The organism is Pseudomonas sp. TUM22785, assembly GCF_028198105.1.
GTDB lineage: Bacteria > Pseudomonadota > Gammaproteobacteria > Pseudomonadales > Pseudomonadaceae > Metapseudomonas > Metapseudomonas solani.
Genome location: NZ_CP116239.1, coordinates 2559739 through 2581421, shown reverse-complemented (window position 1 = coordinate 2581421; position 21683 = coordinate 2559739). Strand labels below are relative to the sequence as shown.

18 protein-coding genes, 1 other RNA gene and 2 pseudogenes are annotated in these 21683 nt (G+C 67.2%); 9 read left to right on the top strand and 12 right to left on the bottom strand.

The features are described 5' to 3' along the window. Positions 1-36: 36 nt before the first annotated feature. Positions 37-603: a TetR/AcrR family transcriptional regulator gene (locus PI990_RS12000; protein WP_271660729.1), complete on the bottom strand. Its 567-nt coding sequence runs from the start codon at positions 601-603 to the stop codon at positions 37-39. A gap of 90 nt (positions 604-693) precedes the next feature. Here PI990_RS12000 and PI990_RS11995 point away from each other — a divergent pair, with 90 nt between their 5' ends. The 3 genes from PI990_RS11995 to PI990_RS11985 all read left to right on the top strand — a co-directional run bounded on the left by PI990_RS11995 (position 694) and on the right by PI990_RS11985 (position 3873). After that, a complete protein-coding gene (locus tag PI990_RS11995) occupies positions 694-1884 on the top strand; it encodes an MFS transporter (protein ID WP_271661293.1) in 1191 nt (396 codons plus the stop codon). A gap of 158 nt (positions 1885-2042) precedes the next feature. After that, positions 2043-3176: a thiolase family protein gene (locus tag PI990_RS11990; RefSeq protein WP_184489455.1), complete on the top strand. Its 1134-nt coding sequence runs from the start codon at positions 2043-2045 to the stop codon at positions 3174-3176. Positions 3177-3306: 130 nt separating this feature from the next. Beyond that, positions 3307-3873 carry a TetR/AcrR family transcriptional regulator gene (locus PI990_RS11985; protein WP_271660728.1) on the top strand — a complete coding sequence of 189 codons (567 nt, stop codon included), beginning with the start codon at positions 3307-3309 and terminating at the stop codon, positions 3871-3873. A 46-nt stretch (positions 3874-3919) separates the two neighbouring features. Here PI990_RS11985 and fabF read toward each other — a convergent pair whose 3' ends face one another. From fabF to ftrA, 4 genes are all read right to left on the bottom strand, one after another. Further along, on the bottom strand, positions 3920-5194 hold the full coding sequence (gene fabF / locus PI990_RS11980; RefSeq protein WP_271660727.1) for a beta-ketoacyl-ACP synthase II: 1275 nt from the start codon (positions 5192-5194) through the stop codon (positions 3920-3922). Further along, positions 5194-5727: a PaaI family thioesterase gene (locus PI990_RS11975; RefSeq protein ID WP_271660726.1), complete on the bottom strand. Its 534-nt coding sequence runs from the start codon at positions 5725-5727 to the stop codon at positions 5194-5196. The genes fabF and PI990_RS11975 overlap by 1 nt, the downstream gene beginning before the upstream one ends. A gap of 112 nt (positions 5728-5839) precedes the next feature. Continuing rightward, positions 5840-6988, bottom strand: coding sequence for an acyl-CoA dehydrogenase family protein (locus PI990_RS11970; protein ID WP_271660725.1), 1149 nt, complete (start codon positions 6986-6988; stop codon positions 5840-5842). Positions 6989-7064: 76 nt separating this feature from the next. After that, a complete protein-coding gene (gene ftrA / locus PI990_RS11965; RefSeq protein ID WP_271660724.1) occupies positions 7065-8033 on the bottom strand; it encodes a transcriptional regulator FtrA in 969 nt (322 codons plus the stop codon). A 98-nt stretch (positions 8034-8131) separates the two neighbouring features. Between ftrA and PI990_RS11960 the strand changes: the two genes are divergently transcribed. The 4 genes from PI990_RS11960 (at position 8132) to PI990_RS11945 (ending at position 12581) form a co-directional block, all read left to right on the top strand. Then, a complete protein-coding gene (locus tag PI990_RS11960) occupies positions 8132-8569 on the top strand; it encodes a rhodanese-like domain-containing protein (protein WP_271660723.1) in 438 nt (145 codons plus the stop codon). 475 nt (positions 8570-9044) lie between these two features. Then, complete coding sequence (locus PI990_RS11955; RefSeq protein WP_184489461.1) at positions 9045-9998, top strand: TAXI family TRAP transporter solute-binding subunit; 954 nt, start codon at positions 9045-9047, stop codon at positions 9996-9998. Positions 9999-10149: 151 nt separating this feature from the next. Beyond that, positions 10150-12177, top strand: a complete 2028-nt coding sequence (locus tag PI990_RS11950) for a TRAP transporter permease (protein WP_271660722.1) — start codon at positions 10150-10152, stop codon at positions 12175-12177. Beyond that, on the top strand, positions 12174-12581 hold the full coding sequence (locus PI990_RS11945) for a DUF1850 domain-containing protein (protein WP_184489463.1): 408 nt from the start codon (positions 12174-12176) through the stop codon (positions 12579-12581). The genes PI990_RS11950 and PI990_RS11945 overlap by 4 nt, the downstream gene beginning before the upstream one ends. A gap of 22 nt (positions 12582-12603) precedes the next feature. Here PI990_RS11945 and recR read toward each other — a convergent pair whose 3' ends face one another. The 3 genes from recR to dnaX form a co-directional block, all read right to left on the bottom strand. Next, entirely contained in the window at positions 12604-13203 is a 600-nt protein-coding gene (gene recR / locus PI990_RS11940) for a recombination mediator RecR (RefSeq protein WP_021222149.1), read from the bottom strand. A 149-nt stretch (positions 13204-13352) separates the two neighbouring features. After that, positions 13353-13679: a YbaB/EbfC family nucleoid-associated protein gene (locus PI990_RS11935; RefSeq protein WP_021222150.1), complete on the bottom strand. Its 327-nt coding sequence runs from the start codon at positions 13677-13679 to the stop codon at positions 13353-13355. A gap of 11 nt (positions 13680-13690) precedes the next feature. Beyond that, a complete protein-coding gene (gene dnaX, locus PI990_RS11930; protein WP_271660721.1) occupies positions 13691-15934 on the bottom strand; it encodes a DNA polymerase III subunit gamma/tau in 2244 nt (747 codons plus the stop codon). 145 nt (positions 15935-16079) lie between these two features. On the opposite strand from dnaX, the gene PI990_RS11925 reads away from it, so the two are divergent. Beyond that, positions 16080-16811, top strand: coding sequence for a substrate-binding periplasmic protein (locus PI990_RS11925; RefSeq protein WP_271660720.1), 732 nt, complete (start codon positions 16080-16082; stop codon positions 16809-16811). Positions 16812-16837: 26 nt separating this feature from the next. Here PI990_RS11925 and ffs read toward each other — a convergent pair. The 3 genes and pseudogenes from ffs to PI990_RS31550 form a co-directional block, all read right to left on the bottom strand. Further along, positions 16838-16934: signal recognition particle sRNA small type (ffs, locus tag PI990_RS11920), an RNA gene on the bottom strand. 104 nt (positions 16935-17038) lie between these two features. Continuing rightward, a pseudogene (locus PI990_RS31555) lies at positions 17039-17632 on the bottom strand (methyl-accepting chemotaxis protein); the annotation flags it as partial. A gap of 312 nt (positions 17633-17944) precedes the next feature. Then, positions 17945-18577: pseudogene (locus PI990_RS31550) on the bottom strand (MCP four helix bundle domain-containing protein); the annotation flags it as partial. 355 nt (positions 18578-18932) lie between these two features. Between PI990_RS31550 and PI990_RS11910 the strand changes: the two are divergent. After that, positions 18933-19214, top strand: a complete 282-nt coding sequence (locus PI990_RS11910) for an HU family DNA-binding protein (protein ID WP_021222154.1) — start codon at positions 18933-18935, stop codon at positions 19212-19214. Between the two features lie 96 nt (positions 19215-19310). On the opposite strand, the gene ligA is transcribed toward PI990_RS11910, so the two are convergent. After that, positions 19311-21683: an NAD-dependent DNA ligase LigA gene (gene ligA / locus PI990_RS11905; protein ID WP_271660718.1), complete on the bottom strand. Its 2373-nt coding sequence runs from the start codon at positions 21681-21683 to the stop codon at positions 19311-19313.

Here is a 21683-nt window from a genome sequence, read left to right as displayed (position 1 = left end):
GCTGAGTAAACGACAAGGCCCCTTACGGGGCCTTGTTCATTTCCGGGGTTTGGAAACGCTCAACGCTCCGTCTACCCATGCCCTCACCTGCTCGGCGCTGGGGGCTTGGGGGGCGAAGAGGATGCGGTAGATCATCGGGGCGACCACGGCGTCGACCAGTTGATCGGCGCTGGGGGCCGCTTCGCCGCGGTGGGCGGCGCGGTCGAGGATGAGCTGCAGCTGGCAGCGGACGAGGTCGGCGCATTGGCCGGGGTAGTCGCCGGCGAGGTCGGAGACGACGTCGCGGATCAGGGTGCGACCGAGTTCGGAGCTCATCTCGTCGAGGTATTGCTCGGCCCAGGCGTGCAGGTCGCCGGCTAGGGTGCCGGTGTCCTGGGGTTCGCTGGGGAGCATGCGCTCCAGGGCGACGTCGGCCAGCAGCGCCGAGAGGTCGCCCCAGCGGCGGTAGATGGTGGACGGTGTGACGCCGGCGCGGGCGGCGATCTGCGGGACGGTGAGGTCGGCGCGGTCGCGCTCGTCGAGCAGTGCGCGCACGGCGGTGTGGATGGATTCCTGCACCCGGGCGCTGCGCCCGCCAGTGCGGCGGTTTTCTTTGATGGCCATGGCGGCGGACCTTATCACAAAGAATTTGCGTTAAGGAATTACTGCGCGCAGACTGCGCAAACGCAATGTCTTAGCTTTAGTGAGCCCATGATGGTCCAGATCGCCGATACCTGCCTCGACCAGCGTCACGCCCGCAGCGGCATCGCCCTGCTGGCGAGCACGCTGCTGAGCTTCCTGGCCGCGTCCAGCGCGCCCACCCCGCTCTACCCGGTGTACCAGGCGCATTGGGCCTTCAGCCCGGCGATGCTGACGCTGGTCTTCGCCATCTATGCCTTCAGCCTGCTGGCGGCACTGCTCACCCTGGGCAAGCTGTCCGATTACCTGGGCCGGCGGCCGGTGATCCTCGCCGCGCTGTTGCTGGAGATGCTGGCGATGGCGCTGTTCATCGAGGCCGATGGCGTCGCCTGGCTGCTGGCGGCGCGGGTGATGCAGGGCTTCGCCACTGGGATGGCCACCAGCGTGCTGGGTGCGGCGCTGCTGGATCGCAACCCCGAACGCGGGCCGCTGTTCAACAGCGTGGCGCCGCAGCTGGGCATGGCCTGTGGCGCCCTGGGTTGCGGGATGCTGGTGGAATGGGCGCCCTGGCCTTTGCACCTGGTCTACCTGGTCCTGCTGCTGGTGTTCGCCGCCCAGGCGCTGCTGCTGTGGTGGCTGCCGGAATCCATCTCGCGCCGCCCGGGCGCCCTCGCCTCGCTGCGTCCGACCCTGCGGGTGCCGCCCCAGGCCCGGGGCGCGCTGTGGCGCACGCTGCCGGTGAACGTCGCGGTCTGGTCCCTGGGCGGTTTCTACCTGTCCCTCGCGCCGTCGTTGATCCGCACAGCCACCGGCTCCAACTCGGCGTTGGTGGGTGGGCTGGCGGTAACGGCGCTGACCCTGAGCGGCGCGCTGTCGATCCTGTGGCTGCGCCAGCACACCGCGCAGCAGGTGCTGCGCATCGCCACCACCCTGCTGCTGATCGGAGTGAGCGCCATGCTGGTGGCCGTGCAGGCCGGCTGGCTGTGGCTGTTCCTGCTCGCCTCGCTGGTGGCTGGGGGTGGCTTCGGTTCAGGGTTCCTCGGCGCGCTGCGCAGCGTGATGCCGCTGGCCCATGCCCATGAGCGCGCGGGGCTGATGGCCACCTACTACGTGATCAGCTACCTGGCGTTCTGTGTACCGGCGCTGCTGGCGGGTGTGATGGCTCGCCACTTCGGCCTGGTGGCGACCGCAACGGGATTCGCGACGGTCCTGATCGGGTTGACGCTGGTGGCGCTGATTGGGCTGGCACGCCGGGATCACGCCTGAGCTATCCCTGCCTGTAGCGATCCGACGATTGGATTACACCCGTAATATACAAGCGTTTGAATTATGCATATCATCCTAAGCATGCGCCCGTCGTATCGCTCTCTCACCCTGGCGCTCCCGCCGGCTCCGCCCGGCTCTACCACGCAAGGACACGAGATATGCAATCCATCGTCATCGCCGGTTTCGCCCGCTCGCCCTTCCACTTCGCCAAGAAGGGCGGGCTGATCAACATCCGCCCGGACGACCTTGCCGGCCAGGTCGTGAAGGGGCTGGTGGATCGCCTGGACATCGACCCCAACGAGATCGAAGACCTGATCCTCGGCTGCGCCTACCCCGAGGCCGAGCAGGGCATGAACCTGGCACGCATCGTCGGCTTCCTCGCTGGCCTGCCGCAGAGCGTGGCCGGGGCCACGGTGAACCGCTTCTGCGGCTCGTCCATGACCTCCATCCACTTCGCCGCCGGGCAGATCCAGCTCGGCGCCGGTGAGGCCTTCATCTGTGGCGGCGTGGAATCCATGACCCGCGTGCCCATGGGCGGCTTCAATATCTCGCCCAACCCGCGCCTGACCAGCGGCGAGATCCAGGCCTATATCCCCATGGGCCACACCGCCGAGATCGTCGCCGAGCGCTACGCCATCAGCCGCGTGGACCAGGAGGCGATGGCCGTGCAGTCCCACGAGAAGGCCGCCGATGCACGCCTGCGCGGCCTGCTGCAGGACGAGATCATCACCATCGAGACGCCCGACGGCCCGGTTACCGAAGACGGTTGCATTCGCCCCGGCACCAACGCCGAGGCCCTGGCCCAACTGAAGCCGGCGTTCGGTGGCAGCGTGACCGCCGGCACCGCCTCGCCGCTGACCGATGGCGCGGCGGCGGTGTTCGTCTGCACCGAGGCGTTCGCCCGGCGCTGGAAGCTGGACATCCTCGCGCGCATCAAGGCGGTGGCCGTGGTCGGCTGCGCGCCGGAGGTGATGGGCATGGGCCCGCTGCACGCCACCCGCAAGCTGCTGCAGCGCAGCGGCCTGTCGGTGAACGACATCGACCTGTTCGAGATCAACGAAGCCTTCGCCAGCCAGGCGCTGGCCTGCATCCGCGAGCTGGACATCGACATCGCCAAGGTCAACCTCGACGGCGGCGGCATGGCTATCGGGCACCCGCTGGGCGCCACCGGCGCGCGCATCACCGGCAAGGCCGCTTCGCTGCTCAAGCGCACCGGCGGCCGCTACGCCATCGCCACCCAGTGCATCGGTGGCGGCCAGGGCGTGGCCACGCTGCTGGAAAGCGTCGAGTGAGGCGCCGGGGAGGTGCGCTCGCACCTCCCCTTCCGTCGGCCACCGGCACTCGCGCGACGCTGACTGCATACAGGCGGTGAATGTGGAATTACAATCGCCATACTAACGCCCGGAAGTTGAGGCCATTGCCATGCGCTACTCGGAAGACCACAAAGCCGAAACCCACAAACGCATCATCGCCGAAGCCTCCCGCCGCTTTCGCGCGGACGGTATCGACGCCACCGGCCTGCAGCCGCTGATGAAGGCGCTGGGCCTGACCCACGGCGGCTTCTACGCCCACTTCAAATCCAAGGACGCCCTGGTGCAGGAAGCCCTGCGCGCGGCGGCCAACGACGCCAGCGGCCAGTGGGCCAAGGTGCTGTCCAAGCCGGAGCCGCTGAAGACCTTGTTCAAGCGCTACCTGTCCCCGGAACACCGCGACCACCCGGATGCCGGCTGCCCGCTGCCGACCATGTCGTCCGAGCTGGGCCAGCGCGGCCAGGCCAGCCCCATCAGCGACGAGGTGGTGGGCAACCTGCTGAGGATGATCGAGAAGGAAACGGGCGACCCGCAGGAAGCGATGGCGATGGTCGCCACCATGGTCGGCGCGCTGAGCCTGTCCCGCAGCGTGGCGGACGAGGCCCTGTCCAAGCGCATTCTCGACGATGCCTGCGCCAACCTGACAGCGCGCCTGGAAGAAAAAAGCGGCAAGGTCTGAGCCTGCCGCTTCGATGTAACGGGAGCGGCCGCAAGGGCCGCTCGGCTTACCCCATCCAGCGTCGGAACAGCACGCTGGCATTCACCCCGCCGAAACCGAAGCCATTGGACAGCGCGTAGTTGATGGTCATCGGCCGTGCCGCGCCATGGACAATATCCACCCCGGCGGCATCCTCATCCGGTTGCTCCAGGTTCAGGGTCGGCGGTGCCACCTGGTCGCGGATGGCCAGTACGGTGAAGATCGCTTCCAGCCCACCGGCAGCGCCGAGCAGGTGCCCGGTGGCGGACTTGGTGGCGGATACGGCCACCCCGCCCTCCTCGCCGAACACCGCCTTGATCGCCGCCAGCTCCCCCTTGTCGCCCACCGGGGTGGACGTGGCGTGGGCGTTGAGGTGCTGGATCTGCCGCGGCTCGATACCGGCCTGGGCGATGGCGGTGCGCATGGCGCGCTGGGCGCCGCTGCCATCCTCCGGCCCGGCGGTGAGGTGATAGGCATCGGCACTGGTGCCGTAGCCCACCAGCTCGGCGATGGGCGTGGCGCCACGGGCCAGGGCGTGGTCGAGGGACTCGATCACCAGCATGCCGGCGCCTTCGCCCATGACGAAGCCGTCGCGACGGCTGTCGAAGGGTCGCGAGGCCTGTTCCGGGTGCTCGCTGAAATCGGTGGACAGCGCCCGCGCCGCCGCGAAACCGGCCAGCGCCACGCGGTCGATCGAAGCCTCGGCGCCGCCGCACAGGGCGATATCCACTTCGCCGGCACGGATCATCCGCGCCGCATCGCCGATGGCCTGCACGCTCGCCGCGCAGGCGGTCACCGGGGCACCGATGGGGCCCTGGAAGCCATGGCGGATGGACACGTGCCCAGCGGCCAGGTTGACCAGGAAGGAGGGAATGGTGAAAGGCGACAGGCGTCGCGGCCCCCGGCTATCGGTGGTGCGCACGGCGTCGGCGATAGCACCGAAGCCGCCGATGCCGGAGCCGATCACCGTGGCGGTGCGGGCCTTCTTCTCATCGCTGTCGGCGACCCAGCCGGCCTGCTGCAAGGCTTCATCGGCGGCGGCCAGGGCGAAGAGGATGAAGCGGTCCATCTTCTTCTGCTCCTTCGGTGCCGCCGCACTGTCGGGATCGAAGCCACCCTCGGGGTCTTCTTCCCGCGTCGGCACGCTGCCGCCGACCTTGGTCGCAAGATCCCGCACGGTGTCTTCGGGCAGGGCACGCAGGCCCGAGCGACCCGCCTGCAGGCGCTGCCAGGCGGTTTCCACGCCGCAGCCCAGGGGCGAGACCAGCCCCATGCCGGTGACGACGATTCGTTGCGAGTTCATCATTTTCCTCCAAGTATCAAGCAGGTCGTGGAGCCGGTGGCATAGAGCTTCCCGTCCACGTCATAGATGCGGCCTTCGGCCAGTGCGGTCGAGCGGCCCACGTGGATGATGCGCCCTTCCGCCCTCACCGGTCCGGTGTCCACGGTCATGGCCCGCACGTAGCTGATGCGCAGGTCGGTGGTGGTGTAACCCTGCCCCGGCTTGACGTGCATATGGATGGCGCAGCCCATGCAGGAATCCAGCAGGGTCGCCGCATAGCCGCCATGCACGGTGCCCAGGGGATTGTAGTGACGGGCATCCGGAACGCCCTGGAACACGAAGCGCTCCTCCGACCATTCGATGGGCACGAAGCCCATCAGTTCACCTATCGGTGGCGAGGGCAGGTCGCCCCGGCCGATGCCGTCGAAGAATTCGCGCGGGCTCAGTTGCACCACCTCGGACATGCCCAGGGTGCCGGGCTTCAGCCGCGCCCACATGGCGCGCTCGGCCTCCAGCCAGGCCTGCAGCTTCTCTTCTCGGCTCGATTCGCTCATGGCGCTTTTCCTTCTCGCTCGGCCCGCGGGCCCGATTTGAATTTCGATCATCATATAACGAGGCGCAGGGCCTTGCGCAAGGCCACCCGATGGGCGCCTCGCGCGAGCGGGGTCAGAGCCCCATCTGCTTGCTGATGATCTCGTTCATGATCTCCCGCGAGCCGCCGCCAATGGAGAGAATGCGGTTGTCACGGTACAGGCGCTCCACCAGGCTCTCGCGCATGTAGCCCATGCCGCCGAGCATCTGCACGGCATCGTAGGTGAGGCGATCGGCGATGTCGGTGGCGAAGTTCTTGGCCATGGAGATTTCCTTGATCACGCTCTTGCCGGCGGCCATCTTCGCCGCCTGGCGGTAGGTGAACTCGCGCGACACCTCCACTTGCGTGGCCATCTCGGCCAGGCGGTGCTTGAGCACCTGGAACTTGCCGATGGGCTTGCCGAAGGCCTCGCGCTCCCTCGCCCAGGCCAGGGACTCCTCCAGTGCCAGTTGCGCCGTCATGTTGGCCATGATGGCCAGGGCGAGGCGCTCGGACTGGAAGTTGGCCATGATGCAGGCGAAGCCCATGTTCTCGACACCGATCAGGTTGGCCGCCGGCACCCGGCAATCCTCGAAGAACAGTTCGGCGGTGTCGGAGGCCCACCAGCCCATCTTCTTCAGCTTGCGGCCCACGCTGAAGCCTGGGGTGCCCTTCTCGATGAGCAGCAGGCTGACACCGCCGAAGCCATCGCCACCGGTGCGCACCGCCACCGTGTAGTAGTCGGCACGCACGCCGCTGGTGATGAAGGTCTTGCTGCCGTTGACGCGGTAGAAATCGCCCTCGCGCACGGCGCGGGTCTTGAGGCTGGCGACGTCGGAGCCGCCAGAGGGTTCGGTGATGGCCAGGGCCATGATCTTCTCGCCGGCCAGTACCTGGGGCGCGATGCGTTCGCGCAGCTCGGGGCGGCCCCACTTGACCAGCGGCGGCAGGCCGATGTCCAGGGAGCCCAGCCCGGCCACCAGGCCGCCGGAGCCGCTGCGCATCAGTTCCTCGCTGGCCGCCACCTTGGCGAACAGGTCGCCTTCGTGGCTGCCGCCGTACTGCTCCGGGTAGCCGATGCCGAGAATGCCGGCGGCGCCAGCCTTGAGGTAGAGCTCGCGGGGGAATTCCTCGGCCTCCTCCCAGTCGCCGATGTGCGGGAGGATTTCCCGCTCGACGAAGCGGCGCACCGAGTCGCGCACCAGTTGATGGGATTCGTCGAAGTATTCCTGGCAAGCGGACATGGCGGAGCTCCCTGAGAAAGTCAGAGAAACTTACCGAGCGCTTGCTTGGTTTTCAAGGCGAGACAAGCGCCATCGATCAGGACGTATGCGCCGCGCCGAAGCGCTCCCGGTAGGCCGAAGGCGGCAACCCGACGGCGTTGCGGAAAGCCACGCGGAAGCTTTCCACCGAGCGGAAGCCGCACAGCTCGGCGATGCGTTCGCTGCCGTCGACGCCGCTTTCCAGCAGCTCACGGGCACGGGCCAGGCGCTCGTGCTGCAGCCAAGCCTTGGGCGTCATGCCGGTGGCTTCGCTGAAGCGCCGCAGGAAGGTGCGCTCGCTCATGGCCACACGACGTGCCAGTTGGCTCACCTCCAGCGGTTGCTGCAGATTCTGCCGGGCCCAGTGCATCAGCGCCGACAGGTCGTTGCGCGGCGCCCGGGCCACCGGTGCGGGGATGAACTGCGCCTGGCCGCCGGCGCGCTGGGGCGACATCACCAGGCGCCGCGCCACGGTATTGGCCACCTGGGTGCCGAAGTCCCGCGCCACCAGGTGCAGGCAGGCGTCGATGCCGGCGGCGCTGCCCGCCGAGCTGATCAGTTGCCCGGCGTCGACGTAGAGCACCTCGGGGTCCACCTCGACGGCCGGAAAGCGCTGCGCCAGTTCCTCGGCGTAGCGCCAGTGGGTGGTGGCGCGCTGGCCGTCCAGCAAGCCGCTGGCGGCAAGGACGAAAACGCCGGAACAGATGGACACCAGCCGCGCCCCGCGCGCATGGGCCTCGCGCAGCGCGTCCAGCAGCCGCTCGGGCGGTGCCTCGGCACGGTCACGCCAGCCGGGGATAACAAGGGTGCGGGCCTCGGCCAGGCGCTCCAGCCCGCCGTCGGCGAGCACCTGGATGCCACCCATGGCGCGCATGGGGCCCTCGTCCAGGCCGACGATGCAATGGCGGTACCAGGGGAAATCGAACTCGGCCCGAGGCAGGCCAAAGATCTCCACGGCGATGCCGAATTCGAAGGTGCACAGGCCGTCGTAGGCGAGGATGGCCACCAGGCCGGGGTCGTCGTTCATTTGGCGGAAACTTACCAGTCGCTGTCCTGCCCGCCACTGTAGAGCAGGAAAGGCGCTGGATACAGTGGCGCCATCAACCCAACCGATGGAGAACCATCATGCCCAGCCTCGTCAGCCAGTTCCCTGCCGCCGCTCCCCATGCGGCCCTGGCCCATTTCACCCAGCGCCTGGCCTTCGAGACCGATTGCTCGGACGTGAACGCCAGCCAGCAGGCCGGCGAGGTCGACTACGTGCTGGTCGATGTGCGTGGCGAAGCAGCCTACGCCGCCGGCCATGTGCCGGGCGCGATCAACATCCCCCATCGGCTGATGACCGCCGAATTCATGGCCCGCTACCCGCGTGACACGCTGTTCGTCGTCTACTGCGCAGGCCCCCACTGCAACGGCGTGCACCGCGCCGCCGTGCGCCTGGCCGGGCTGGACTTCGCGGTGAAGGAGATGCTCGGCGGCGTCACCGGCTGGCTGGACGAGGGGCTGAGCCTGACCACGGCGACTGACGCCGCTGCCATCGGTCACGGCATCCCCTGTGCGTGTTGAGGTGGGAGCGCCGTAGCCGCGCGTCCCTCACTGGCTTGCGTGGGGCGTACCTGGAGGGGGCGCTCCGCCATGCCCCCCCCCGCACTCGGCCGCGCTCCTGGCGAGCGGATTCATGCGTACCAGAGACAGCCGATAGACAGTTTCCCCCCAGCCAATCACGTTCCTCTGACTCCACAAGCCGTGCTGCAGACGTTGCGATGGCTGGCAAGGCACCTGCAGTATCGGCTGGGTTGCCGCGCTCGATACTGCCGATACCGCAGTCATGACAACGACAAGAGGTCAGCACGCGTATAGACGCCCATCCCCCGGCAGCACGCCGGAGGCCTGCCTTCGCCGCCCTCTTGCGGTCCCTGTCCCTCGTTGTGAGCTGCACCGGCGTTCCTGCGCGGCGGATGATGTTCGCGCCTGCTCGTGGCCGGCCGACGTCGTCTAAGGTGTAGCTCTGCATAAATCCAACAACGACGGAGAGACCTCCATGCGACTGACCAAGAAACTCAGCCTGTTCGCTGCTGCCGCGGCCTTCACGGCCAGCACTGCGGCCTTGGCTGCGCCCACCTTCATCAACGTACTGACCGGCGGCACCAGCGGTGTGTACTACCCGATCGGCGTGGCGCTGTCCCAGCTGTACAGCAACGGCATCGCCGGGTCGAAGACGTCGGTGCAGGCGACCAAGGCGTCGGTGGAGAACCTCAACCTGCTGCAAGCCGGGCGTGGCGAACTGGCCCTGGCGCTGGGGGACTCGGTCGCCGACGCCTGGAACGGCGTGGAGGATGCCGGCTTCAAGGCTCCGCTGAAGAAGATCCGCGCCATCGCCGGGACCTACCCCAACTACATCCAGATCGTTGCCAACGCCGAGTCGGGCATCCATTCGCTGGCGGACCTGAAGGGCAAGCGCATTTCCGTCGGCGCGCCGAAGTCCGGCACCGAGCTCAACGCCCGCGCCATCTTCAAGGCCGCCGGGCTGACCTACGAGGACATGGGCAAGGTGGAGTTCCTGCCCTATGCAGAGTCGGTGGAGCTGATCAAGAACCGCCAGCTCGATGCCACCCTGCAATCCTCCGGGCTGGGCATGGCGGCCATCCGCGACCTGGCCTCGACCATGAAGATCCGCTTCGTGGCCATCCCGCCGGAGGTCACGGCGAAGATCGACAACGCCGCCTACCAGGCGGCCACCATCCCGGCGGGCACCTACGACGGCCAGGACACCGACGTCCCCACCGTGGCCATCACCAACATCCTGGTCACCCACAGCGGCGTGCCGGACGAGGTGGCCTACCAGATGACCAAGCTGATGTTCGAGAACCTGGATCGCCTGGGCAACGCCCACTCTGCGGCCAAGGACATCAAGCTGGAAAACGCCACCCAGAAGCTGCCCATCCCCCTGCACCCCGGTGCCGAGCGCTACTACAAGGAAGTGGGCGCCCTGTAGCCCGGACCGGACCCGGGCTGTCGCCCCTCCGCCTTCCCCGGCGCGTAGCGTTACGGCATTGCCCTGAGCCGAAAAGCTACGCGGACCGAGGCACGGCGTTGCGGCGCCGGCCTCTGCTTCTTGCATCGATGTCGTGATGAGGCTTCACCCCATGAGTGAACAAGACAACGGCCTGGCTGCCAGTCCTTCCGACTGGCCAAAGGCGCTTTTTGCCGTGGCGCTGCTGTTTTCCATCTTCCAGATCGTCACTGCCGCCTTTCACCCGGTCTCGACCCAGGTGCTGCGTGCCGTGCACGTCGGCTTCCTGTTGCTGCTGGTGTTCATCAGCTACCCGGGGCTCGGCAAGGGCCGCCCCTGGCAACCGCTGGCCTGGCTGCTGGGCCTGGCCGGCATGGCCACGGCGATCTACCAATGGGTGTTCGAGGCGGACCTGATCCAGCGCTCCGGGGACCTGACCACGGGCGACATGGTCGTCGGCCTGAGCCTGATCCTGCTGGTGTTCGAGGCCGCACGGCGGGTCATGGGCATCGCCTTGCCGATCATCTGTGCCCTGTTCCTGGCCTACGGCATGCTCGGCCAGTACCTGCCGGGGGACCTGATGCACCGGGGCTACGGCCTCGACCAGATCGTCAACCAGCTGTCGTTCGGCACCGAGGGCCTGTACGGCACACCGACCTATGTCTCGGCCACCTACATCTTCCTGTTCATCCTCTTCGGGGCCTTCCTCGAGCAGGCCGGGATGATCCGGCTGTTCACCGACTTCGCCATGGGCCTGTTCGGCCACAAGGTCGGCGGGCCGGCCAAGGTGTCGGTGGTGTCGTCCGCCCTGATGGGAACCATCACCGGCTCCGGCGTGGCCAACGTGGTCACCACGGGCCAGTTCACCATTCCGCTGATGAAGCGCTTCGGTTATCGCCCGGCCTTCGCCGGCGGGGTCGAGGCGACCGCGTCGATGGGCAGCCAGATCATGCCGCCGATCATGGGCGCCGTGGCCTTCATCATGGCCGAGACCATCAACGTGCCGTTCTTCGAGGTGGCCAAGGCGGCGCTGATCCCGGCGCTGCTGTATTTCGCCTCGGTGTTCTGGATGGTGCACCTCGAAGCCCGCCGTGCGGACCTTAGGGGCTTGCCGAAGGATGAATGCCCCAACCCCTGGAAGGCGGTGCGGGAGCGCTGGTTCCTGCTGATCCCGTTGCTGATCCTCATCTACCTGCTGTTCTCCGGCCGCACGCCGCTGTTCTCCGGCACCGTCGGCCTGGCGCTGACGGCCATGGTCATCCTCGGCTCGGCGATCATCCTGCGGGTATCGTCCAAGGCGCTGCGGTTTGCCTTCTGGATCGCCCTGGGCGTGCTCTGCGCCGGCTTCTTCCAGCTCGGCATCGGCGTGGTGTTCGGCGTCATCGGCCTGCTGGTGGCGGCGTGCTGGTTCGTCAAAGGCGGCCGCGAAACGCTGACCCTGTGCCTGCACGCCCTGGTGGAGGGTGCGCGCCACGCAGTCCCGGTGGGGATCGCCTGTGCCCTGGTCGGCGTGATCATCGGCGTGGTGTCGCTGACCGGGGTGGCGTCCACCTTTGCCGGCTACATCCTCGCCATCGGCCAGGACAACCTCTTCCTGTCGCTGGTGCTCACCATGCTGACCTGCCTGGTGCTGGGCATGGGCATCCCGACCATTCCCAACTACATCATCACCAGTTCGATCGCCGCCCCCGCCCTGCTGGACCTGGGCGTCCCGCTGGTGGTCTCGCACATGTTCGTCTTCTACTTCGGCATCATGGCCGACCTCACCCCGCCGGTGGCCCTGGCCTGCTTCGCCGCTGCGCCCATCGCCAAGGAGCGCGGCCTGAAGATCAGCCTGTGGGCCGTGCGCATCGCCGTGGCCGGTTTCGTCGCTCCCTACATGGCGGTCTACTCGCCCGCGCTGATGCTGCAGGGCGACAGCCTGCTGGCGACGCTGTATGTGGTGGCGAAGGCGGTGCTGGCCATCGGCATCTGGGGGGCGTCGTTCACCGGCTTCCTGCACGCCCGCCTGGCCTGGTGGGAACGCGGGCTGGGTTTCGCTGCCGGTGCCAGCCTGATCCTCGCCACGCCCATCAGCGATGAGGTGGGCTTCGCCCTCAGCGCCCTGTTCGTCGCCCAGCACCTCTGGCGTGCCCGGCGTGCCGGGGCGAAAACGACATGATCGGCTTGTGCCTGGGCATGGCCGGGGCGGTGTGGGCGGAGGTGCCCGTGCCGTCCTTCACCCTGGCCTGGACCCACACCATCGAGAAGATCCGCTGGGAGGAGGACTACCGCGTCACCGCCGAGGGGTTGTTGCTCGGCGAAGCGCGGGTCAAGGGCTCCGGTGCCGGCATGGAGATTCCCGAGGGCGCCGTCCTGCGTGAGGGCAGCTGGCATTACCAACGGCAGATGCCGCCCTTGCAGCCACTGCGCGTCGGTCGCACCCCAGAAGCGGGGGATTATCTGCTGTGCATCAACCAGCGCTGTCGCCCACTGAGTGACTGGCTCGGCCCACCAACGGCGAGCCAACCGGCGCTTGAACTGTGGAGCTGCGAGCAGTCCGCGGGCGATCCGGGGACGGACTAGACGCCTCCCGCGCGAGGCCGGATCAGAGGCCGATGGGCCGGCGACCGGCCAGGGCGTGGGTCAGGGTGCCGCCGTCCACCAGCTCCAGTTCGCCACCCAGGGGCACGCCGTGGGCGATGCGGGAGGCCACCAGGCCCTTGGGGGCCAGCAGTTGGGCGATGTAATGGGCAGTGGCTTCGCCTTCCACCGTGGGGTTGGTGGCGAGGATGACTTCGCTGAAGGCGCCGGCATCCACGCGTTCCATCAGTTCGGGAATGCCGATGGCTTCCGGGCCCAGGCCATCGAGGGGCGAGAGGTGGCCCTTGAGCACGAAGAAACGGCCGCGATAGCCGGTCTGCTCGACGGCGAACACGTCCAGCGGCCCTTCCACCACGCACAGCAACGAATCGTCGCGGCGCGGATCAGCGCATTGCGGGCAGAGATCATCCTCGCTGAGGGTGCGGCACTGCTTGCAATGCCCCACGCCTTCCATTGCCGAGGTCAGCGCCTGGGCCAGGCGCAGCCCGCCGCTGCGATCACGCTCGAGCATCTGCAACGCCATGCGCTGGGCGGTCTTCTGCCCGACACCGGGCAGGATGCGCAGGGCATCGATCAGTTGGCGGATCAGCGGGCTGAAGCTCATCAAGAAATCTCAAAGAAGAAAGCTGGAAGCTGGAAGCTGGAAGCTGGAAGCTGGAAGCTGGAAGCTGGAAGCTGCAAAGAATCGGGGAAATCGTGCCAGGCCACCCGCTTCTGCTTGAAGCTTGCGGCTTGGCACTTGAAGCTATTTGATCAGAAAGGCATCTTGAAGCCGGGCGGCAGCTGCATACCAGCAGTCATGCCGGACATCTTTTCCTGGCTGTTCTGCTCGACCTTGCGCACGGCATCGTTGACGGCGGCGGCGATCAGGTCTTCGAGGATGTCCTTGTCTTCCTGCATCAGGCTGTCGTCCAGGGTGACGCGCTTGACGTCATGGCGACCGGTCATCACCACGCTCACCAGGCCGGCACCGGACTGGCCGGTAACCTCGGCATTGGCCAGCTCTTCCTGCATCTTCTGCATCTTTTCTTGCATCTGTTGGGCCTGTTTCATCAGGCCTGCCATGCCACCCTTCATCATGATGGTTGTCCTCAGCGGTCAAGGGGTTCAATGGTGTCCGGGCGAACGCTCGCGCCGAACTGTTCGATCATCTTCTGTACCAGCGGGTCGAGGGAGATGGATTCCTCGGCATCGCGCTGGCGGGCAGCACGCTTGCGGGCGGCGGCCTGGGCAGGGGTTTCCTGCTCGGGCTTGCGCACCTCGACCTCCAGCACCAGGGTACGCCCGTGGTACTGGTTAAGCGCGTCGTTGATACGGCGCTGCTGGGTGGCGTTGAACAGCGCGCTCTGCGCCGGGTCCAGGTGCAGGCGCCAGACGTCGCCCTCCACGGACACCAGGGTGCAGTTGGCGGCGATGTTGCCGGTGAGGCCACTGATGCCCAGGCGCGGGAACAGGTCCAGCCACTCGGCGGCAAGCCCCGTGGCGGGCTGCGCGGCGGGCAGCACCTCCGGCACGGCAGCGGCTTCAGGTTCGGCGACGGGCAGTTCATCCATGTAGGCGATGGATTCGACGTCCGCCTCGTAATAATCGTCGTAGTCGCCGGGCGGCGGCTCGTCGTCATCCGCATCCGAGGCGACAACCAGCTCCGTACCCTGGGGTTGCGCAACCACGGGCTCGGCAACGGGCTGCGGCTCGGGAGTGGGCTCGACGACCGGGGCTGGCGCTTCCACCACTGGAGCAGGCGGCTCGACCGCCTCGACTACTGCAACGGCTTCAACAATCTCGGCGACTGCGGCCGGCTCGGCGATCTCGGCTGCGGGCTGGGCAGGGGCGACCGGCGAGGCGGGACGCTCTTCCCAGGGCAGGTCGATCACCTCGGCCTGGGCAACAGGTTCGGGCTCGGGCTCGGGCTCGGGCTCGGGCTCGGGAGCAGGCTGGGCGACCTGGGCAGGCTCGGCTACAGGCTGCGGCGCCACTTCAGCAGCAGGAGCCGCTTCAGCCACGCGGGGGGCGACCGGGGCCTCTACCACAGGGGCGGCAACCACCGGCTCGGGTGCAGCCTGCCCCGGCGCCACGACCGCCGGGGCGACAACGGGCACGACAGGCGGCTGGGGAGCCGCTACCGGGGCAACGGGGGATACGGGGGCAACCGGCGCCACGACAGCGCCGGCCACTGGGGTGTTCGAGGAATCAGCCGTGGCCCTGCTGATTCCCGGGTCCTTTAGCGTGACCCTCGGGGCGCCGTCGGCATCCGCAGGACGGAAGGCGAGCATGCGCAGCAGCACCATTTCGAAGCCACCACGCGGGTCCGGCGCCAATGGCAGGTCGCGGCGGCCGATCAGGCCCATCTGGTAATAGAACTGCACATCTTCGGCGGGTAGCGCTTCGGCCAAGGCCAGCACGCGGTCGCGGTCGCCCTGGCCGTTGTCCACCGCATCCGGCAGCGCCTGGGCAATGGCCACGCGGTGCAGCACGTTGAGGATTTCAGCGAGCACGCCGCTCCAGTCCGGGCCTTGCTCGGCCAGGTGGCGGATGGCCTCGAGCACGCCACGGGCATCGCCCTGCAGCAGCGCATGGAGCACGCCATAGACCTGGCCATGGTCGAGGGTGCCGAGCATGGCACGCACATCGGCAGCGAGGACCTTGCCCTCACCGAAGGCAATGGCCTGGTCGGTGAGGCTCATGGCGTCGCGCATCGAGCCGTCAGCGGCACGGCCCAGCAGCCACAGGGCGTCGGGCTCGAACGGCACGCTTTCGGCACCGAGGACGTGGGTCAGGTGCTCGACCACGCGCTCCGGCGGCATGTTCTTCAGGGAGAACTGCAGGCAACGCGAGAGGATGGTGACGGGCAGCTTCTGCGGGTCGGTGGTGGCCAGCAGGAACTTGACGTGGGGTGGCGGCTCTTCGAGGGTCTTGAGCAGGGCGTTGAACGAGTGCGTGGAGAGCATGTGCACTTCGTCGATCAGGTAGACCTTGTAGCGGCCACGGCTCGGCGCGTACTGCACGTTGTCCAGCAGTTCGCGGGTGTCTTCGACCTTGGTGCGGCTCGCGGCGTCCACTTCGATCAGGTCGACGAAGCGGCCCTCGTCGATCTCGCGGCACACCGAACATTGGCCGCAAGGCGTGGAGCTGATGCCGGTTTCGCAGTTCAGGCACTTGGCGAGGATGCGTGCGATGGTGGTCTTGCCCACGCCACGGGTGCCGGTGAACAGGTAGGCATGGTGCAGGCGCTGGTTGTCCAGCGCGTTGATCAGAGCCTTCAGCACATGGGTCTGGCCGACCATTTCGCGGAACGAGCGCGGACGCCATTTACGTGCAAGAACCTGATAACTCATTGAAAACCGTCGCAGCTGGGGAATCGGAAGGGGCTAATGCTAGCGGAGCAAACCGCAAATTGCATCCGATGCGAAGTGCTCTATGTTCAACAGGTGTGACACGGGGCATCGTGGATGCCTCGCCATACCCGTTCGAGGGTGCTTGATGCGTCCAACGCTGCTCCTCCTGTTGCTGATCACCAGTGCGCTGGCTCGCGCCGAAACGGCTCCCCTGCGCTTCTCCGCAGTGGACAGTTGGGCCATGCCGGTGGCGCAGATCGAGAGCAACGAGCTGACCGGCGGCATCATCTTCGACATCATCCAGGGCCTGGCCCGGCAACTCGGGCGCGAGGCGCAGATCAACGTACTGCCCCGTACCCGCGTGCAGCTGGCCCTGGAGCATGGCGATGTCGACGTCCGCTGCTACGTGAGCCCCAACTGGATGGGCGACCTGGGCGTGAACTACCTGTGGAGCGAGCCGATCCTGGTGCAGCGTGACCTGCTGGTGAGCGCCCCCGACAACGCGAGCCCCGTCGACCCGCAACGCCTGCCGGCGCAGAGCGTGGGCACCGTGCTGGGCTATTCCTACCCGGGCCTGCAGGAGCGGTTCGATGACGGCACCCTGCAACGAGACGAGGCCCGCAACCAGGGCCTGGTGCTGCAGAAGCTCGGTGCTGGGCGCTACAGCTACGCGGTCAGCAGCGAACTGGCGCTGAAATGGTTCAACCGCGGCATGCCGGCGAGCGAACGCTTGGCGGCGGTGGCGGTACTGGAGGAAGAGCCCGTGGCCTGCCTGGTGCGCAATGCACCGGAGATACCGGCGAACGAAATCGTGCGTGCACTGGCGCGCATGCGGACATCGGGAGAGATAGAGAGAATCGTGTCGCGCTACCGGTGAATTGCAGCGCTGGGAGATGGGGGTGACCCTACCAGCCACACCCCGGCACACAATGTTCCCGCTGTGGCTGCTTCCTTCCGGATCTGACCAGGTTGACGGGTAATCGTTGCGGGGGGACCGGCAGGGCCACCATAACGCAGCTCGCCAGATCGGCGAGCCGCGCCATTGTACCGGCTCTTCGCCAACTTACAACTGCTAAAAACATTTCCGTTACAAGCACTTGCGACTCATACCCGGAAGCGCCCGACCAGCTTGGCGAGGCCGCTGGAAAGCTCGGAGAGATGACGGCTCGCCTGGGTGCTCTGGTCGGAGGTGTGCGCCGCCTCGGTTGAGAGGTCGCGAATGTCGCTGATGTTGCGGGCGATCTCTTCGGTGACGCTGCTTTGCTCCTCGCAGGCGGTGGCGATCTGCGCAGCCATGTCGTTGATGCGCTGCACCGAATCGCCGGTGTCCGTCAGCGCCTGGTCGACGCCAGCGGCGCGCTCCACGCTGTCACGGGCCTGGGCGCTGCCGGAATGCATGGCGCGCACGGCATTCTGCACGCCCACCTGCAGGCGCTCGATCATCTGCTGGATGTCCTTGGTGGACTCCTGGGTGCGCGCGGCCAGGGCACGCACCTCGTCGGCCACCACCGCGAAGCCCCTGCCCTGCTCGCCCGCCCGTGCCGCTTCGATGGCCGCGTTGAGCGCCAGCAGGTTGGTCTGGTCGGCGATGCCCTTGATCACCGCCAGCACGGCGCCGATGTTGGCGGTCTCCTGCTCCAGGGTGCCGATGGTGGTGGAGGCGCTTTCCACCTCCTGGGCCAACTGGCGGATGGCCTTGATGGTGGCGCCCACCACCTGCGCCCCCTCGCGGGATTGCACCTCGGCGAAGCGCGCGGCATCGGCGGCGTTCTGGGCGTTGCGTGCCACTTCATGAACGGCCGCGCTCATTTCGGTGGCAGCGGTGCTGACCTGGTCGACCGCCGCGTGCTCGCTGCTGATCAGCCGGTCATTGGCCGCCGCCAGGCCGGCCAGGTTCTGCGCCGAGTCGGCAACCTCGCCGGTGACGCGCCCGACCTCCTTGATCAGCGGCTGCAGCTTGTCGAGGAAGCGGTTGAAGGCGTGGCTGAGCTTGCCCAGCTCGTCCCGCGAGGTGACATCGAGGCGCACACGCAGGTCACCGTCGCCATCGGCGATCTGCTCGATGCGCTCCAGCAGGCGATGCAGGGGCCGGGTGACCAGGGTCGGGAAGCCGAGCACCAGCACCAGGCAGATGGCCAGGCCGATGACGATGATCACCCCCTGCTGCCAGCTGCGCGTCTCGCCGATGGCAATCGCCCGCTGCCCCTCGGCATTGGCTGCGTTGTCCTCGAGCTCGCCGAGCTTATCGATGGCATCGCGCATGTTCTGGAACTGGCTTTCGCTGTCACCAAAGCTGAGGACGCTGGCGGCTTCCGGGTCGGAAGTCGCCAGCTGGACCACTTTCAGGGAGGTGACCTTCCACTGCTGGAAGCCGCTGTCGAACTGGGCCACCAGCTGCCGCGCCTCAGCACTCGCGCCCATCTCCGCGTACTTGTGCACGCGGTCATAGGCCTGCTGCAGGTTCTCCGCATGGTCGGCCTTGAGCTGCTCGATATGCGTACCCGCCCCCTCGTCCAGCAGGCTGCGCTCGGCCGTGAAGGCCTGGTAGAGATCGCGGTCGGCATTGAGCAGCAGGCTGATGGCGGGCAGGTAGCGATTGGTCAGTTGCTTGCTGGAATCGGCCACCTGGGACACCCCCTGCATGCCCAGGCCGCCCATCAGCACCAGAAGCACCACCAGGAGCAGGATGGGCAGGGCGATCTTCCAGCGAAACCCCAGGTCGGCAAAGGCACGTAGCATGGCGAATCTCCGCGATGTCATAGCGATGTAACAGCAAGCGTAGACCGCCCATCACCGCCTGTCGGGCCTCTGCGAAAAGGCCGTGGCGACGAACAGAAACACTTGGTGGCGGGAGTGCCCTGGCTTTTATGCTAGCGTGCCGCCCGCTTCGCCAATGGCACCTGGCGCCATCGCACTTTCAGCGCGAGCGCGGGTCTGAACCCGCGCTGGCATCGCCAACCCGAACGCGAACCGAACCCACATCCACTGGAGCTACACCATGGCAATCACCAAAGACCAACTGATCGCAGACATCGCCGAAGCCACCGACACCACCAAGGCCTCCGTACGTGCCGTGCTGGAACAGCTGAGCGAGATCGTCAGCGATACGCTGGAAAACAGTGATGAGATCACCCTGCCGGGCATCGGCAAGCTGAAGATCACCGAGCGTCCGGCCCGCACCGGCCGCAACCCGCAGACCGGCAAGAGCATCGACATCGCGGCCAAGAAGGTCGTCAAATTCGTGCCGGCCAAAGGCCTCAGCGACGCCGTGAACAAGTAAGCGACAACGCAATAAAAAAGGCCGGGCTAATGCCCGGCCTTTTCATGTGTGCCGCCTTTCAGCAAGAGCACGCTCGCTGAGCATGGCCACGACGGATCACAGCGAAACGCCCATCCCTTTCAATTCGGCCAGGAAGGCCTCCTCGTCCAGCACGCGCACGCCCAGCTCGGTGGCCTTGGCCAGCTTGGAGCCGGCACCGGGGCCCGCCACCACGCAGTGGGTACGGGCCGAGACCGAGCCCGCCACCTTGGCGCCGAGGGCTTCCAGCTTTTCCTTGGCCACATCGCGGCTCATCACTTCCAAGGTGCCGGTCAGCACCCAGGTCTGCCCGGCCAGGGGCAGGCCTTCGACGGCCTTCTTCTCGCTCTCCCAGTGCATGCCGAAGTCGCGCAGCTGCGCTTCGATCAGCGCAGCGCGCTCGGCGTTGGCGGGCTGGTCGAAGAAGTCGCGCAGGGACTTGGCCGCCTTCTCGTTGAGGCGTTCAACCTGGCGCAGGTCCAGCCAGTCGGCCTTGATCACGCCTTCCAGGCTGCCGAACTTCACTGCCAGCTTCTCTGCACCGGTGGCAGCGATGAAGGGGATGTTGAGTTTGTCGATAAAGCCCGCCAGGGTCGCACAGGCGGCGAACTCGGGGCTGAGGTCGCCCTCCTCCTGTAGCACCACGCCACGGGCCAGCAGGTCGTCGATGACCTGGAGGTTGTGGGCATCGCTGAAGAAGTTGTGGATCTCGAAGGCGACTTCCAGGCCCACGTCCGGCAGGTAGGTCAGCACCTCGGGCAGCGCCTGGCGGATGCGTGACAGGGAGCCGAGGGCCCGGGCCAGCAGCTTGGCGGTTTCCTCACCCACATCCGGGATGCCCAGCGCATAGATGAAGCGCGCCAGGGTCGGCTTGGCGCTGTCCTGGATCGCCGCCAGCAGGTTGCGGGTCGACAGGTCGGCGAAGCCTTCCAGCGCCACCACCTGTTCGTAGGTCAGGGTGAACAGGTCCGCCGGCGAGGCCACCAGCCCGGTGTCCACCAGTTGCTCGACGATCTTGTCACCCAGGCCTTCGATATCCAGCGCGCGGCGGGAGGCGAAGTGGATGATCGCCTGCTTCAGCTGGGCGCCACAGGCCAGGCGGCCAACGCAGCGGTAGACCGAGCCTTCGCTGGTGGTTTCCTTGCCCTTGGCGCGCTTGACCAGCTGGGTACGCTCGACAGCCGAGCCGCACACCGGGCACTGCTCGGGGACATGCACTTCGCGGGCATCTGCGGGGCGGCGCTCGGTGACCACCTGCATCACCTGGGGGATCACGTCGCCGGCCCGGCGGATGATCACCGTGTCGCCGATCATCAGGCCCAGGCGCGCGACCTCGTCCATGTTGTGCAGGGTGGCATTGGCCACGGTGACGCCGGCCACCTTGACCGGCTTCAGCCGCGCCACCGGGGTGACGGCACCGGTACGGCCGACCTGGAATTCCACGTCCAGCAGCTCGGTGAGCTCCTCCTGGGCGGGGAACTTGTGGGCCAGCGCCCAGTGCGGGGTGCGCGCACGGAAACCCAGCTGCTGCTGGTCTTCGATGTTGTTGACCTTGAACACCACGCCGTCGATGTCATAGGCCAGGTCCATGCGCCGCTGGCCGATGTCGTGGTAGTAGGCCAGGCAGGCTTCGACGCCCTTGGCCAGTTTCAATTCACGGCTGATGGGCACGCCCCAGCCCTTGAGCTTCTCCAGCATGCCGACCTGGGTGGCCGGCAGCTCGCCGCTGACCTGGCCGATGCCGTAGCAGCAGAACTCCAGGGGGCGGCTGGCGGTGATGCGCGGGTCCAGCTGACGCAGGCTGCCGGCCGCGGCGTTGCGCGGGTTGGCGAAGGTCTTGCCGCCGCTTTCCGCCTGGCGCGCGTTCAACTCATCGAAGCCGGCCTTGGGCATGTACACCTCGCCGCGCACTTCGAGCACGGCGGGCCAGCCCTCGCCCTTGAGCTTCAGCGGCACGTTGCGGATGGTGCGCACGTTGGCGCTGATGTCTTCACCGGTGCTGCCGTCGCCACGGGTGGCACCGCGCACCAGCTGGCCGTCGCGGTACAGCAGGCTGACCGCCAGGCCGTCGAGCTTGGGCTCACAGCTGTACTCCACCTCGGCGCCGCCACCGAACAGGTCGCCGGAAGAGAGCCCCAGGCCACTCTGCACGCTACGGTCGAAGGCGCGCAGGTCTTCCTCCTCGAAGGCGTTGCCCAGGCTGAGCATGGGCACCTCATGGCGCACTTCGCCGAAGGCACTCAGGGCCTCGCCGCCCACGCGCTGGGTCGGCGACTCCGGCGTCACCAGCTCCGGATGCTCGGCCTCCAGGGCCTGCAACTCTCGGAACAGGCGGTCGTACTCGGCATCGGGGACGCTGGGCTCGTCCAGCACGTAGTAGCGGTAGTTGTGCTCATCCAGTTCGGCACGCAATTGGTGGATGCGCTGGGCGGCGGTCTGGGCGTCGGTCAT

Bases quoted from the DNA above. Each gene is read 5' to 3' on its own strand.
- PI990_RS11970 (WP_271660725.1), bottom strand. From the start codon at position 6,988: ATGTCCGCTTGCCAGGAATACTTCGACGAATCCCATCAACTGGTGCGC.
- PI990_RS11955 (WP_184489461.1), top strand. From the start codon at position 9,045: ATGCGACTGACCAAGAAACTCAGCCTGTTCGCTGCTGCCGCGGCCTTC.
- PI990_RS12000 (WP_271660729.1), bottom strand. From the start codon at position 603: ATGGCCATCAAAGAAAACCGCCGCACTGGCGGGCGCAGCGCCCGGGTG.
- PI990_RS11990 (WP_184489455.1), top strand. From the start codon at position 2,043: ATGCAATCCATCGTCATCGCCGGTTTCGCCCGCTCGCCCTTCCACTTC.
- PI990_RS11935 (WP_021222150.1), bottom strand. From the start codon at position 13,679: ATGATGAAGGGTGGCATGGCAGGCCTGATGAAACAGGCCCAACAGATG.
- PI990_RS11975 (WP_271660726.1), bottom strand. From the start codon at position 5,727: ATGAGCGAATCGAGCCGAGAAGAGAAGCTGCAGGCCTGGCTGGAGGCC.
- PI990_RS11945 (WP_184489463.1), top strand. From the start codon at position 12,174: ATGATCGGCTTGTGCCTGGGCATGGCCGGGGCGGTGTGGGCGGAGGTG.
- fabF (WP_271660727.1), bottom strand. From the start codon at position 5,194: ATGAACTCGCAACGAATCGTCGTCACCGGCATGGGGCTGGTCTCGCCC.
- PI990_RS11950 (WP_271660722.1), top strand. From the start codon at position 10,150: ATGAGTGAACAAGACAACGGCCTGGCTGCCAGTCCTTCCGACTGGCCA.
- PI990_RS11925 (WP_271660720.1), top strand. From the start codon at position 16,080: ATGCGTCCAACGCTGCTCCTCCTGTTGCTGATCACCAGTGCGCTGGCT.
- PI990_RS11960 (WP_271660723.1), top strand. From the start codon at position 8,132: ATGCCCAGCCTCGTCAGCCAGTTCCCTGCCGCCGCTCCCCATGCGGCC.
- recR (WP_021222149.1), bottom strand. From the start codon at position 13,203: ATGAGCTTCAGCCCGCTGATCCGCCAACTGATCGATGCCCTGCGCATC.
- PI990_RS11910 (WP_021222154.1), top strand. From the start codon at position 18,933: ATGGCAATCACCAAAGACCAACTGATCGCAGACATCGCCGAAGCCACC.
- PI990_RS11995 (WP_271661293.1), top strand. From the start codon at position 694: ATGGTCCAGATCGCCGATACCTGCCTCGACCAGCGTCACGCCCGCAGC.
- PI990_RS11985 (WP_271660728.1), top strand. From the start codon at position 3,307: ATGCGCTACTCGGAAGACCACAAAGCCGAAACCCACAAACGCATCATC.
- dnaX (WP_271660721.1), bottom strand. From the start codon at position 15,934: ATGAGTTATCAGGTTCTTGCACGTAAATGGCGTCCGCGCTCGTTCCGC.
- ligA (WP_271660718.1), bottom strand. From the start codon at position 21,683: ATGACCGACGCCCAGACCGCCGCCCAGCGCATCCACCAATTGCGTGCC.
- ftrA (WP_271660724.1), bottom strand. From the start codon at position 8,033: ATGAACGACGACCCCGGCCTGGTGGCCATCCTCGCCTACGACGGCCTG.